The sequence below is a fragment of the Nonomuraea sp. NPDC050790 genome, assembly GCF_044456745.1.
Lineage (GTDB): Bacteria > Actinomycetota > Actinomycetes > Streptosporangiales > Streptosporangiaceae > Nonomuraea.
On record NZ_JBITGF010000011.1, the window covers coordinates 174,068 to 186,517 of the forward strand.

The 12,450-nt window shown below is 71.8% G+C and carries 12 protein-coding genes; 9 read left to right on the plus strand and 3 right to left on the minus strand.

Features of this window, described 5'->3' with window-relative positions:
- Nucleotides 1–9: 9 nt before the first annotated feature.
- Genes ACIBEJ_RS43405 through ACIBEJ_RS43445 form a run of 9 tightly spaced genes read left to right on the plus strand, consistent with a single transcriptional unit; the run spans nt 10 to nt 8,309 of the window.
- Nucleotides 10–792, plus strand: a complete 783-nt coding sequence (locus ACIBEJ_RS43405; protein WP_397188810.1) for an alpha/beta fold hydrolase — start codon at nt 10–12, stop codon at nt 790–792.
- On the plus strand, nt 789–1,229 hold the full coding sequence (locus ACIBEJ_RS43410) for a hypothetical protein (RefSeq protein WP_397188811.1): 441 nt from the start codon (nt 789–791) through the stop codon (nt 1,227–1,229). The genes ACIBEJ_RS43405 and ACIBEJ_RS43410 overlap by 4 nt, the downstream gene beginning before the upstream one ends.
- A complete protein-coding gene (locus ACIBEJ_RS43415; RefSeq protein WP_397188812.1) occupies nt 1,229–2,215 on the plus strand; it encodes a nitrous oxide reductase family maturation protein NosD in 987 nt (328 codons plus the stop codon). Before ACIBEJ_RS43410 ends, ACIBEJ_RS43415 begins: the two co-directional genes overlap by 1 nt.
- Nucleotides 2,212–3,150: an ABC transporter ATP-binding protein gene (locus ACIBEJ_RS43420; protein ID WP_397188813.1), complete on the plus strand. Its 939-nt coding sequence runs from the start codon at nt 2,212–2,214 to the stop codon at nt 3,148–3,150. The genes ACIBEJ_RS43415 and ACIBEJ_RS43420 overlap by 4 nt, the downstream gene beginning before the upstream one ends.
- Nucleotides 3,151–3,155: 5 nt before the next feature.
- Nucleotides 3,156–4,280, plus strand: a complete 1,125-nt coding sequence (locus ACIBEJ_RS43425; protein ID WP_397188814.1) for an ABC transporter permease — start codon at nt 3,156–3,158, stop codon at nt 4,278–4,280.
- Nucleotides 4,277–5,491, plus strand: a complete 1,215-nt coding sequence (locus ACIBEJ_RS43430; protein WP_397188815.1) for an ABC transporter permease — start codon at nt 4,277–4,279, stop codon at nt 5,489–5,491. The genes ACIBEJ_RS43425 and ACIBEJ_RS43430 overlap by 4 nt, the downstream gene beginning before the upstream one ends.
- A 5-nt stretch (nt 5,492–5,496) precedes the next feature.
- Entirely contained in the window at nt 5,497–6,426 is a 930-nt protein-coding gene (gene rfbB / locus ACIBEJ_RS43435) for a dTDP-glucose 4,6-dehydratase (protein ID WP_397188816.1), read from the plus strand.
- Nucleotides 6,423–7,307: a glucose-1-phosphate thymidylyltransferase RfbA gene (rfbA, locus tag ACIBEJ_RS43440; protein WP_397188817.1), complete on the plus strand. Its 885-nt coding sequence runs from the start codon at nt 6,423–6,425 to the stop codon at nt 7,305–7,307. Before rfbB ends, rfbA begins: the two co-directional genes overlap by 4 nt.
- Nucleotides 7,308–7,310: 3 nt before the next feature.
- Nucleotides 7,311–8,309 (plus strand): hypothetical protein, encoded by a 999-nt coding sequence (locus ACIBEJ_RS43445; protein WP_397188818.1) that lies wholly within the window; start codon nt 7,311–7,313, stop codon nt 8,307–8,309.
- A gap of 298 nt (nt 8,310–8,607) precedes the next feature.
- Here the strand turns inward: ACIBEJ_RS43445 and ACIBEJ_RS43450 are convergent, their stop codons facing one another.
- The 3 genes from ACIBEJ_RS43450 to ACIBEJ_RS43460 are packed head-to-tail and all read right to left on the minus strand — an operon-like array spanning nt 8,608 to nt 12,345.
- On the minus strand, nt 8,608–9,774 hold the full coding sequence (locus ACIBEJ_RS43450; RefSeq protein ID WP_397188819.1) for a cysteine desulfurase family protein: 1,167 nt from the start codon (nt 9,772–9,774) through the stop codon (nt 8,608–8,610).
- Nucleotides 9,775–9,778: 4 nt separating this feature from the next.
- The gene (locus ACIBEJ_RS43455; RefSeq protein WP_397188820.1) at nt 9,779–10,639 is read right to left on the minus strand and encodes an LPD16 domain-containing protein; all 861 of its coding nucleotides are present in this window, start codon (nt 10,637–10,639) and stop codon (nt 9,779–9,781) included.
- Entirely contained in the window at nt 10,636–12,345 is a 1,710-nt protein-coding gene (locus ACIBEJ_RS43460; protein WP_397188821.1) for a condensation domain-containing protein, read from the minus strand. Before ACIBEJ_RS43460 ends, ACIBEJ_RS43455 begins: the two co-directional genes overlap by 4 nt.
- Between the last annotated feature and the right edge of the window lie 105 nt (nt 12,346–12,450).

A 12,450-nucleotide genomic window follows, 5' to 3' on the forward strand; every position in this document is an offset into this window, starting at 1 on the left:
GGAGCCCCGATGACCGACTTCACGACCGAGCACCGGCTGGACGGCGGGAGCAGGCCGGCCGTCGTCTTCATGTCCGCGTTGTTCGCCGGCGGCTGGATCTGGGAGCACCCCTACCGCCGCCTTGCGGAGCAGGGCTGGCCGGTGCTGCGCACCAACGAGGCCATCTGCGCGCTCGACCGCCGGGTGGCGGGCTCGATCGAGCGGCTCGGCGACTCGTTCCTGGCCTCCTGTGACGAGGCGGGCGCGGGCGAGGTGATCGTCTGCGCCAACTCGCTCGGCGGGCTGGTCGCCATCGACCTGGCCGGCCGCTACCCCGACCGGGTACGCGGCATCGTGGTCAGCGGCGCCCCCGGCCTGACCCCCGACCCCGACGTCGGCCTCAGCTTCGACCGGCGCGGCAGCGTGCAGCCCTTCGGCCAGGAGTTCGGCGACCGCATGCTGGCCGCGCTCTTCCACGACCGCTCCCGGGCCTTCTCCGACGAGCGCAAGGACGAGGTCGGCGAGATGCTGCGCCAACCCGAGTCGATGGTCAGCATGGCCCGCAGCCTCAAGGCCACCCGCACCTACCAGGTCAAGCCCGCGCTCGACCGGGTGGCCTGCCCGTCGATCTACATCTGGGGCCGCCACGACCGCATGACGCCCGTGGACCCGTGGCTGGAGGTGCTGGCCGACTACCCGGTGGAGATCGTGGTCGTCGAGGACAGCGGCCACATCCCGATGATCGAGTGCGGCGAGGAGTACACCGCGGCGCTGGAAGGCTTCGCCGGCCGCTGCGCGGGGGCCCTGGCATGAGCCTGCCCGCCGTCCTCCTGGGGGTCGACATCGTCGCCGCCGACCGGCTCGCCGTGGCCGCGCGGCGCGGTGGCGAGACGTTCGACCGCGTCATGGGCGGCGGCGGGCCGACCTTCTCGGTCAAGGAGAGCTTCATCAAGGCCGTGGGCGGGCGGCCGCCCGGTTTCAGCTGGCTCGACTTCCAGGAGACCGGCGAGCAGCCGTCCGGCTGGGCCGGCCGCCTGCTCGACGAGGCCGCGGCGGAGCTGATCGCCTCCACCGGGCTCGACCTGCCCGGACGCGCGGTCTTCACCGTCGGCGGCGCCAGCGAGAAGGCCGCCCTGGTACGGCTCCCGCCCCACGCCGGCCGGGTGCGCGGCGCCGCCCGCTGGGGCCACGGCTCCGGCCTGTTCGTCTCCCTCGCGATCGTTTACGTCCGTCGGAAGGGAACCCAGTGATGCACGTGGTCAAGCCGGGCGAGTCCATCCAGCGCGCGCTCGACGAGGCGGGCCCCGGCGCCGAGATCCTCGTCGAGGACGGCGTCTTCGAGGAGACCCTCTGGATCAGGCACGACGACGTCACGCTGCGCGGCGCCGGGATGGGCAGGACGGTCCTGGTTCCGGGCGGCGACGTGCTGCCCGACATCCCCAAGCTGCACGACGCCGACGCGAGCGTGCTGAGCGGCATCAGCGCCAACGGCGTCGCCCGCGTGAGGATCTCCGGCCTGACCGTGCGCGGCTTCACCGGCGCGGGCGTCTACGCCCACACGGTCGCCGGCGTCGCGGTGCACGAGGTCGAGGCCGTGGACAACGCCGTGTGGGGCGTCTACCTGCGCGAGTCGAGCGGGTGCGAGGTCGTGGGCTGCCGCGCCTCCGGCACCCAGTACGGCGGCATCGCGCTCAGCTTCTGCCCGGAGGCGGGCGGCGAGGTCGCCGGCAACGAGGTCTTCCGCAACGCGTTCGGCATCTTCGTCGACAACTCCTCGCGGACCCGGGTGACGCGCAACTCCTGCCACGGGAACGCGATCGGCATCATGCTGCTCAACCAGATCTACGAAGGCGAGCCGGAGGGCGGCGTACGCGACTGCCTGGTGGCCGGAAACGAGCTGTTCGGCAACAACCTGGCCGCCGGCATCCAGCCCGACGGGCTCGGCGCGGCCGGTCCGCCGATCTCCGGCGTCGGCCTGGCGCTGATCGGCACCCACCGGGTGAGCGTCGTGGACAACCGCATCCACGGCAACCACCCGAGCGGGGAGTCGGTCATGGGCGCCGCCTTCACCATCGGATCCTCCAAGGACTGGGGCGGCGACGACGCCCTGGACAACCACGTCCTGTGGAACCGGATCACCGGCAACAGCCCGCTCGACTACCAGCTCGGCTGCGAGCTGGACCGCCAGACCGTCTGCGGCAACCGCGCAGACAAGGGCGAAGGGGGGACCCTGTGACCGCGACCCTGTCCTGTCAGGGGCTGAGCAAGCGTTACGGTGACGTCGTCGCCGTACGCGAGGTCGGCTTCTCCATCGCGCCCGGCCAGGCGTACGGGCTGCTCGGCCCGAACGGCGCGGGCAAGACCACGACCATCTCCATGCTGGTCGGACTGCTGCGCCCCGACGCGGGGAGCGTCACGGTCGGCGGCGTTGACCTCGGCGCCGACCCGCTGCGCGCCAAGGCCAAGATCGGCTACGTGCCGCAGGAGATCGCCCTCTACCCCGAGCTGACCGGGCGGGAGAACCTGCGCTTCTTCGGCCGCCTGTTCGGCCTGCCGCGCAGGCGGCTGGCCGGGCGCGTGGACGAGGTGCTGGAGCTGGTCGGGCTCACCGACCGCGCCGACGGCAAGCTCGACACCTACTCCGGCGGCATGAAGCGGCGCATCAACATCGGCGCCGCCCTCTTGCACCGCCCCGAGATCCTCATCCTCGACGAGCCCACCGTCGGCGTGGACCCGCAGAGCCGCAAGGCCATCCTGGACGGCGTCGAGAGCCTGGTCGCCGAGGGCATGGCGCTGCTCTACACCTCCCACTACATGGAGGAGGTCGAGCGCGTCTGCGACCGCGTGGCCATCATCGACCACGGCCAGATCGTCGCCGACGGCACCCGACAGGAACTGGTGGCCATGGTCGGCAGCGCCGACAAGATCGAGCTGGTGCTCGACGGCGACGTGGACGCCGCCTTCGCGAAGCTGCGTACCGTCGAGGGGGTGCGGGAGGCGGTCAGGACCGGCGACAACTCGGTGCGCCTGCTCGCCGAGGGCGGCCGCTACCTGCTCCCCGCGCTCATCACCACCGTGGAGGGGTACGCCACCGTCACCGCCACCGAGGTCATCGAACCCGACCTGGAGGCGACCTTCCTCCACCTGACCGGCAGCACGCTCAGGGACTGACGACGATGCGACCCCTGCTGACAGTGAGCGCCCTGGAGCTGCGTACGCGGTTGCGGGACGGCACCGCGCTGATCATCGCCGTCCTCGTGCCGGTGGCGCTGGCCACGTTGTTCGGGCTGGCGCTCGGCGGCGACGACCCGCCGCTGCGCGCGACCGTCGGCGTCGTTGACCTCGACCGCGGCCCGCTGCCGGCCGAGGTGCGGCGCGAGATCGGCGCGGCGGAGCAGTTCAAGGGCGTGCTCACGCTGCGCGACCTGCCGAGCGAGCAGGCGGCGCGGCAGGCGGTGGACGGCGGCGCACTCGGCGCCGCGATCGTCTTCGGCCGCGACTTCAGCCGCACGGTCGGCGCCGGCGGCTCCGGACAGGTCTCCGTGCTCACCTCGCCCGAGTCGCCGCTGGCCGGCGTCGTGGCCAGGTCGCTGGTGGAGCGGATCGCGGTGATGGTGGAGTCCAGGGCGCTGACGGAGCGGTTCGCCGCGGCCCCCGCCGAGCCGCTGAGCGTCGTGAGCGACCCGCTGGCCGGGGGCAAGGTGGACCTCTCGGTCTACTACGGCTCCGGCATGGCGGCGCTGTTCGCCTTCTTCGTCGTGGGCGCCTCCTTCCGCAGCCTGCTCACCGAGCGCAAGCTGGGCACGCTCAACCGGATGCGCGCCGGGCCGCTGGCTCCTTGGGTGCCGGTGGCGGGCAAGGCCGTCGTCGGCTTCGCGCTCGCGCTCTTCGGCGTCTGCGTGACCTGGCTCTCCTCGACCCTGATCTTCGGCACCACGTGGGGCGACCCCGTGGCCGTCTTCGCGGTGCTGTGCGCGCACGTGCTGGCCGCCGCCGCGATCACCATGCTGGTCGCCAGCCGGGTCAAGACGGACGCGCAGGCCGACGGCGTGATCATGGCGGTCTCGTTCGTAGCCGCGTTCTTCGGCGGCAGCCTGGTGCCGATCCCCAACCTGCCCGACGCCCTCCAGGTCGTGGCCCTGTTCACGCCCAACGGCTGGACCTCGCACGCGCTGGTCGGCCTGGCCGGCTCCGGCGACGGCCTGGCCAGCGTGGCGCTGCCGATCGGCGTGCTGTGCGCGATCGCGCTGACCGCGGGCGGGCTGGCCGCCGTGGGACTCAAGAAGGGACTGCTCGGATGAGGCCCCGCCCCGTGCTGGCGCTCGTGCTGGCCAACCTGCGCCGCCACACCCGTGACAGGACCGGCCTGTTCTTCATGGCCGTCATGCCGTTCGTCTCGATCATCTTCGTCGGCATGGCGCTGGGCGGCGGCACCACGGGCGAGCGGCTGTCCGTCGGCGTGGTCGCGCCCGGAGCCGCCGCCACTTCCCCAGCCGCTTCCACCGCCACCGCCAATTCCACCGCCACCGCCACCGCCACCTCCGCCGACGCCGTCACCGCGGCGGTGCTGGCCGAGTTGCGCCGGCACCCCGACCTGGAGGTCACGCCCGTGGCCGACAAGCCGGGGCTGGAGTCGGGCGTGCGCGAGGGCTCGCTGGCCGCCGGACTCGTGATCACCCCCGGCACGTCCCGCCTGGACCTCGTCGCGACCGAGAACAACGGCAGCGGCGTGGCCGCGCGAGCCGCGATCGAGGTCGCCGTCGGCCGCGCCTCGGGCGTGCTCGCCGCGACGGCCGCCGCCGAGCGCGCGGGCGCCACCCCCCAGCAGGCCGCCCTCCAGGTACGGCAGGCGCGGTCGCAGACCGGCCGCGTCACCGTGGTCGACACCGAGTCACCCGACGGCGAACCCCGCGGCTTCGCCTACACCGCTCCCGCCAACCTGCTCCTGTTCACCTTCATCAACTCCATGGCCGTGGCCGCCGCCATGGTCGAGAGCCGACGTCTCGGCATGCTGCAGCGGGCGCTGACCGCTCCGGTGCGGCGCGGAGCCGTACTCATGGGCGAGGCACTGAGCCGGTTCGCGGTCGCGATCGCGCAGGCGGTGCTGATCGTGGTGGTCAGCTCGCTGGCCTTCGGCGTGCGGTGGGGCGACCCGCTGGGCGTGGCCGCGGTCGTGGGCGTGTTCGCGCTGGTGGCGACGGCGGCGGCGATCCTCGTCGGCACGCTGCTCAACAACCCCGACCAGGCCCCGGCCATCGGGCCGTCGCTCGGCGTCGTGCTCGGCATGCTGGGCGGCTGCCTGTGGCCGCGCGAGGCGGCGGGCGAGACGCTCAACACCATCGGCCACCTCTTCCCGCACGCGTGGGGCATGGACGCGCTGCTCGCGCTGTCGCGGCCGGGCACCGGCCTGCTCGCGGTGCTGCCGGAGCTGGGGGTGCTGTCGGCGATGGCCGCCCTGCTGCTGGGCGCCGCCCTCATCCTGTTCAGCCGGCGTACGAGAGCGGGGACCTGATCGCCATGCGCACCCTCGTCACCGGCGCGGCCGGGTTCATCGGATCCGCGTACGTCAGGCACCTGCTCGGCCGCGACGCCGGGCGGGTCACCGTGCTGGACAAGCTGACCTACGCCGGTGACCCGGCCAACGTGCCGGCCGACCCGAGGGTGCGCTTCGTCAAGGGCGACGTGTGCGACACCGGGCTGCTGGCCGAGCTGGTGCCCGGCCACGACCTCGTGGTGAACTTCGCCGCCGAGACCCACGTGGACCGCTCGATCGCGGGCGCCGCGGAGTTCGTGCGGACGAACGTCGTGGGCACCGAGGCGTTGCTGCGGGCCGCGCTGGACGCCGGAGTAGGGCGATTTATCCAGATATCTACGGATGAGGTGTACGGCTCCATCGAGACCGGCTCCTGGGACGAGACCTGCCCCCTGAAGCCCAACTCGCCCTACGCCGCCGCCAAGGCCGCCGCCGACCTCCTGGCTCTCGCCTACCACCGCACCCACGGCCTCGACGTGCGCATCACCCGCTGCGGCAACAACTACGGCCCGCGCCAGTACCCCGAGAAGATCATCCCGCTGTTCGTCACCAACCTCCTGGCCGGCAAGAAGGTCCCCCTGTACGGCGACGGCCGCAACGTCCGCGACTGGGTCCACGTCGACGACCACTGCCGGGGCATCCTCCTCGTCGCCGACCGGGGCGCGCCCGGCGAGGTCTACAACATCGGCGGCGGCACCGAACTGACCAACCGCGAGCTCACCCACCTGCTCCTGAGGGCCTGCGGCGCGGGCCCCGACCAGATCGACCACGTCGCCGACCGGCCCGGTCACGACCGGCGCTACTCGCTCGACGACACCAAGATCCGCGGTCTGGGCTACCGGCCCGAGGTGCCCTTCGCCGAAGGGCTGGCCGCGACCGTCCAGTGGTACCGAGCGAAAGGCGGACCACGATGAAGGGGATTCTCCTCGCCGGCGGGCGCGGCACGAGGCTGCTGCCGACGACGCTGGCCGTCTCCAAACAACTCCTCCCGGTCAACGACAAGCCGCTCGTCTACTTCCCGCTGTCGGTGCTCATGCTGGCCGGCATCCGGGAGATCCTGGTCATCTCCACCCCGGAGGACCTGCCGCAGATCCGCAAGCTGCTGGGCGACGGCTCCCAGCTCGGCCTGCGCCTCGACTACACCGAACAGCCCGAGCCCAACGGCATCGCCGAGGCGTTCGTGCTCGGCGCCGGGCACATCGGCGACGACAGCGTGGCCCTGATCCTGGGCGACAACGTCTTCCACGGCTACGACTTCCAGGGCGTGCTGCGCCAGGAGTGCCGGGACGTGGACGGCTGCGTCCTGTTCGGCTACCCGGTCAGCGACCCCCAGCGGTACGGCATCGCCGAGACCGCCCCCGACGGCCGCCTGCTCTCGCTTGAGGAGAAGCCGGCCGTACCCAAGTCCAATCGCGCGGTCGTGGGCCTGTACCTCTACGACAACGACGTCGTCGACATCGCCAAGAACCTCGCGCCCTCCGCGCGCGGCGAGCTGGAGATCACCGACGTCAACCGCGACTACCTGCGGCGCGGCAAGGCCAGGCTGGTCGATCTCGGCCGCGGCTTCGCCTGGCTCGACGCCGGGACGCCCGAGAGCCTGCTGCAGGCCGGGCAGTACGTGCAGCTTCTGGAACAGCGCCAGGGGGTCCGGATCGCCTGTCTGGAGGAGATCGCCCTGCGCATGGGATACATCGACGCCGAGGCCTGCCACCGGCTCGGCGTCGCACTGGAGAAGTCCGCGTACGGCCAGTACGTGATCTCGGTGGCCGAGCAGTTCGCAGAACAGGGGAGGTAGATCATGACGACGAGTGCGTTCTTCACGGGACGGGCGCCGGTCGAGGGGGACCACGTGGCGGCCGTTTACCGGTACGCGGCGCGTAAGGGTGCGATCGAGGCCGTCGAGGTGGCCGCGGCCGACCTGGGCATCGGCATCCATGAGATGCGGGAGGCGGTGGACCAGCTCGTCGGCAGCCGCCTGCTGCGGCCCGGCGACGGGCGCGGCCAGCGGTTCCTGCCCGTCGACCCCGAGGTGGCCGCCGCCTCTCTCGTGTCCTTCGTGGAGCGGGAGATCTACCAGCGGCGGGAGCTGATCGACCAGATCAGGGAGCGGATCGACGTCTTCCGCCAGGACTACGCCGGCGACGGCCCCACGCCCGGCGGCTCCATCGACTACCTGGTGGGCAGCATGGAGGTGCGCGGCTTCCTGAAGATGGCCGGTGACGCCTGCCGCGACGAGGTCCTGGTGCTGCAGTCCAGCGGGATCGACGGGGACGAGCTCGCCCAGACCTACCTGACGCTGCTCGGGCGCGGCATCTCCGTCCGCATCATCTGCCAGCACCGCAACCGGGCCGACCTCGCCACCCGGATGAAGATGAAGCGCCTGACCGAGGCGGGGGCCACGGTCTACACCGTCAGCCACATTCCCCGCTCGGCCATCGTGTTCGACCGCTCGCTGGTGGTGCTCTTCGGGGTGTCGGACGGCGAGGCGAACGTGGCGCGTGTCCACAACCAGGGGGTGGCGCAGTTCTTCCTCGACCTGTTCAACCACCTGTGGGAGACGGCGACGCCGCTGGAGGGCATCGAGGCGGGGTACGCCGACGTCGCCGACGACCTTCAGCAGTCCATCGCGGCCCTGATGGCCAAGGGGTACACGGACGAGGTGGTGGCCCGCAAGCTCGGCATGTCGGTCCGTAGCTGCCGGCGCCACATCGCCACCTTGATGCGTGACCTGGACGCCACGAGCCGCTTCCAGGCTGGCGTCCAGGCCGCCCGCAAATTCCTCGCCAACGGCCACTAACCCGCTCCTCCCCGGCCCGACGCCCACCTACGGCGTCGGGCCCTTTCACACCCCGCCTTCCGAACCCGCCCCACACCTCTCGGGCCCGCCTCCCGACCTCCGGGAAACCACGGGGACAACGACCCGAACCTCCGGGTAACCCGACGGACTCCGGATACCCGAAATCCTGGGATGAGCCCGCACATCCCGCCGGGCAGCGTCTCCCCTCGGGGGTGCCGCGCTTCCGGTGGAGTTGCCGTCCTTTCCTGCCGTGTTGTGGGCCTCCGGGGTGGTGTCCCCGCGGGGGTTGGTCGCGGGGTCAGCGGTAGTGGGTGGAGGCGCCGGCGACGACCTCGGCGAGGCCGCGGGCGCGGTCGCAGACGAGTTCCAAGCCCGTTACCAGGTCCTCCTCCGACAACTGGGGGCTCAGGCAGATGCGTACCGAGCTGTTGGCGTCGTCGGCCGACACCCCGATCGCGGTCAGCACGTAGGACGGTTCCTGGGAGTCGGAGTTGCAGGCCGAGCCGGTCGACAACGCCACCCGGTGCAACCCGGCCACCAGGCTCTCGCCGCGCACCCCCGGCAGGACCACGTTGAGGACGTGGGGGACCGAGATGTTCGGGTCGCCGTTGAAGCGGAAGCCGGGCACTCTGGCCGACAGCACCCCCAGTGCCACCTCTCGCAGGCGGGTGATGGCGGACCAGTTGTCGTTCAGGCGCCGCTGGGCCAGGCGGCAGGCCGCGCCCAGGCCGACGACGAGGTGGGTGGGGATGGTGCCGCTGCGGAGTTCGTGCTGGCCGCCGCCGTACATGACGGGGCGCAGCCTGCGGCGCACCTCGCGGCGCGCGTACAGCGCGCCCACGCCCTTCGGGCCGTGCAGCTTGTGCGCGGACAGTGACAGGGTGTCGATGCCTTCCGCGGTGACGTCGACCGGGATGCGGCCGGCGGCCTGCGCGCCGTCCACGTGCAGCAGCGCGCCGGCCTCGTGGCAGAGCGCGGCCATCTGGGCGATCGGCTGGATGGTGCCGATCTCGCTGTTGACCCAGGCCGCGGTGGCCACGCGGGTGTGGGTGTCGAGCTTGGCGCGCAGGTCCGCCAGGTCGGCCTGGCCGTCGTTGCGCACCGCCATCGTCCTGGTCTCCACGCCGCGGGCGGCCAGCGCGCGGCCGATCGACAGCGCGGACTTGTGGTCGGTCGGGCAGAAGACCGCGTTGACCGGCGCCCTGTCCTCGTGCTCGAACAGGCCGAGCAGGGCGATGTTGTTGCTCTCCGTCGCGCCCGAGGTGAACACGATCGTGCTCGGGTCGGCGCCGAGCAGCTCGCCGACCGACGCCGCGGCCAGGTCGACGGCGCGGCGGGCGCGCTTGCCGAGGACGTGCGGCGAGGACGGGTTGCCGAAGTCCTCGCGCAGGTAGGGGAGCATCGCGTCGAGGACTTCCTCGTCCACGCGTGTGGTGGCGCAGTTGTCCAGGTAGATGATGTTCACGGAATCAGCTCCTGATGGTGCACACCGTGACGAGTCCCGCGAAGATCTCGTCGGCCGACATCTCCCCGCTGCCGCCCGGGTCGGTGATGATGACGGTCATGCCGGGCAGGCCGTACAGGCTGAGGGCGATGTCGACGCCGGTCTCGACCGGGTTCAGGCACTCGCCGGGGGCGAAGACGAGCAGGGTGCGGTAGCCGGCGTTGTAGACCTCGGCCACCATCTCCGTCATCTCGCCGGCGCAGCCGGTGATGCCGCAGCTCATCAGCGTGCGGTAGTTGCCGTTGTCGTCGAGGAAGGAGACCTCGGGCTTGCTCTCGCCCGACTCCAGGTAGCGCTTCTCCAGGCGGCCCTGCTTGACGAGCTTGGCGGCGGTCTTCTGGAAGCGGTACTTGAGCCAGGTCTCGGGGAAGGCCAGTGGGTGCTTCCTGCTGGGCAGCATGCTGTCGGGGGACAGGCCGACCGTGCGCAGCTCCTTCTCGTAGGAGGAGGGAAGCTGGTTGAAGCCCTCGTAGTACTCCGCGCGCAGCTCGCTCGCGGGCCGGCCGTTCTGCGGCACGTACTGCCAGTCGTTGATCAGCAGGAGCAGGCGGGCCTCGGGGTGGTTTTGCAGCAGGTCCACCGACATCCGCCAGGTGTAGCCGGGGAAGATGCCGACGCGGCCGGCGATGCGGCGCTTCATCACCTCGGAGTCCTGCTCCTCGATGATGCCCGAGACCAGCTTGCCCTCCTCGTTCTCGAAGAGCATGAAGTGGCCACCCATGATGACCAGGTCGGAGCCTGCGCCTGCACCGGCCAGCTCGCGGTTGACGACGTCGCGGAGCTCCTGCTCGGACGCCACCAGCTCGTGGTTCTTGGAAACGCTCATGATGTGACCACTCCGAGTCTGTTCCGATCTTGCGTGGAAAGGGGGACGAGCCGTCGGGCCAGCGCCCGGAGCGGCGTGGGACCGGCGAGCTGGCAGACGTCGAGTCCGGTCCAGCCCTGGGTGCCGAGTTCTGCCAGCACACGCGGGATCCGCAGGGCGCGGCCGCCGGCGAGCGTGTAGCTGCGCGTGAGATCCGTCTTGCGCAGGCCGTTCACCTGCCGGACGATCTCCGCGAGATCCTGCTCGGCCGCCGGGTCGGCGTCCGAGATTTCGGTGTACGGCCGCGCGGCCGCATGCCCGGAAGCGCCCCCGCGCCCGGAAGCGCTTGCGTGGCCGGAAGCGCCCGCGTGGCCAGAGGCGTTCGACGGGGTTGGGGCTCCGGCGGGTGGGAAGGCGGCCAGGGCGGTGGCGTCGGAGAGGCGGAAGGCGTCGTCGCGGGCGGCCAGCAGCACGGACTCGAAGCCGCGCAGGAACCGCTCCACCGCCTCCCCGTCCATGACCGAGGCGGCCGCGTGCAGCGAGATCGCCACCGCGTCCTTCCACTCGTCCACCCGGACGTAGGTGTCGGTGCCGGTGCGCGCCCACGCCTCGGGCACCGGGTTCGTGGTGTACGCGGTCCTGGCCCCCTTGTACTCGCGGGAGGCCTGCTTGATGAAGTTGAACTCCGAGGCCAGCCGTACCGGATGGGCGCGGCGGGAGCCCTCGCGGGACAGCAGCTCGACCACCTCGTCGTAGGGCAGGTAGGCGTGCTCGCGGGCGCGCGCGAACGCGGCGGCCACGCGCGTCAGCAGCTCGCCGAACGTGGGGTCGCCCGAGCAGTCCACCCGCACGAGCGTCGGCGAGAACATGCAGGTGAGCACGTCGCCGTAGGGGTGGGAGTCGCGGTTGCCGACGAACGACAGGTGCCCGACGGTCTCGCTGCCGGTGTAGGCGGCCATCGTCGCGGTGTAGGCGGTCAGGTGGATGAGCGACGGCCACGCCTGGTGCGCGGCGGCCAGCTCGCGGCTCGCGGCAAGGAGCGCGTGGGAGATGAGCGTCGCGTGGCGGGCCGGCGGGCCGTCCGGCCGGGCGCGCCTGGTGGCGAACAGGTCGTACGGGAGCTGGGCGATCTCGTTCTCCCAGTGCGCGACGGCGCGGGCGGCGGTCACGGCCGCCTCGGCGGAGGACTCGTAGCGCGCCAGGTCGGCCGGCTGGTGCCGGACGGGCTGGATCGCGGCCGGGCGGCGGGAGGCGAAGCCGGCGCGCTGCATCCGCAGCTCGCGCTTGAGCTCGCCGATCGTCCAGACGTCGACGGCCAGGTGGTTGAGCACCACGACCATCTGCTTGGGCACGCCGCCGCTGGTGATCACGCAGGCGCGGATCGGCCACTCGGTCTCCAGGTCGAACGGGCGGCTCGACAGGTCCTCGACCACCTCGGCGGGCGACGGGGTGCCGTCCCGCTCGGTGGTCACCTCGACCGCCCGCACCGGTCCAGGGGGGTCGACCTTCTGGTAGGGGTCGCCGTCGCCGTCGAGGTGGAAGGTCGTGCGCAGCGCCTCGTGCCGGCGGGCCAGGTACGTGAGCGTGGCCCGGCAGTTGGCCAGCGTGATGCCCTCGTGCACGCCCAGCCTGAGCACGACGTGCGTCTCGTGGCGGTGAGCAGGGGGTAGCTGGTGGAATCGCAGCCACATGTAGCGCTGGCCCCAGCACAGCTTCGCAGTCTTCACGCTTTCAGAATTGGGTTTCTCTGGGGTTCCCACAATGGGCGCGCGGTGGCCGCTAGGGGATAGCGAGAAGCTGCCACTAGCGGTTCGCCGGAAGAATAGGGGACG

Excerpts from the sequence above, each read along its gene's own strand:
- ACIBEJ_RS43405 (WP_397188810.1), top strand. The coding sequence starts at position 10 with ATGACCGACTTCACGACCGAGCACCGGCTGGACGGCGGGAGCAGGCCG.
- ACIBEJ_RS43410 (WP_397188811.1), top strand. The coding sequence starts at position 789 with ATGAGCCTGCCCGCCGTCCTCCTGGGGGTCGACATCGTCGCCGCCGAC.
- ACIBEJ_RS43415 (WP_397188812.1), top strand. The coding sequence starts at position 1,229 with ATGCACGTGGTCAAGCCGGGCGAGTCCATCCAGCGCGCGCTCGACGAG.
- ACIBEJ_RS43425 (WP_397188814.1), top strand. The coding sequence starts at position 3,156 with ATGCGACCCCTGCTGACAGTGAGCGCCCTGGAGCTGCGTACGCGGTTG.
- ACIBEJ_RS43430 (WP_397188815.1), top strand. The coding sequence starts at position 4,277 with ATGAGGCCCCGCCCCGTGCTGGCGCTCGTGCTGGCCAACCTGCGCCGC.
- rfbB (WP_397188816.1), top strand. The coding sequence starts at position 5,497 with ATGCGCACCCTCGTCACCGGCGCGGCCGGGTTCATCGGATCCGCGTAC.
- rfbA (WP_397188817.1), top strand. The coding sequence starts at position 6,423 with ATGAAGGGGATTCTCCTCGCCGGCGGGCGCGGCACGAGGCTGCTGCCG.
- ACIBEJ_RS43445 (WP_397188818.1), top strand. The coding sequence starts at position 7,311 with ATGACGACGAGTGCGTTCTTCACGGGACGGGCGCCGGTCGAGGGGGAC.
- ACIBEJ_RS43455 (WP_397188820.1), bottom strand. The coding sequence starts at position 10,639 with ATGAGCGTTTCCAAGAACCACGAGCTGGTGGCGTCCGAGCAGGAGCTC.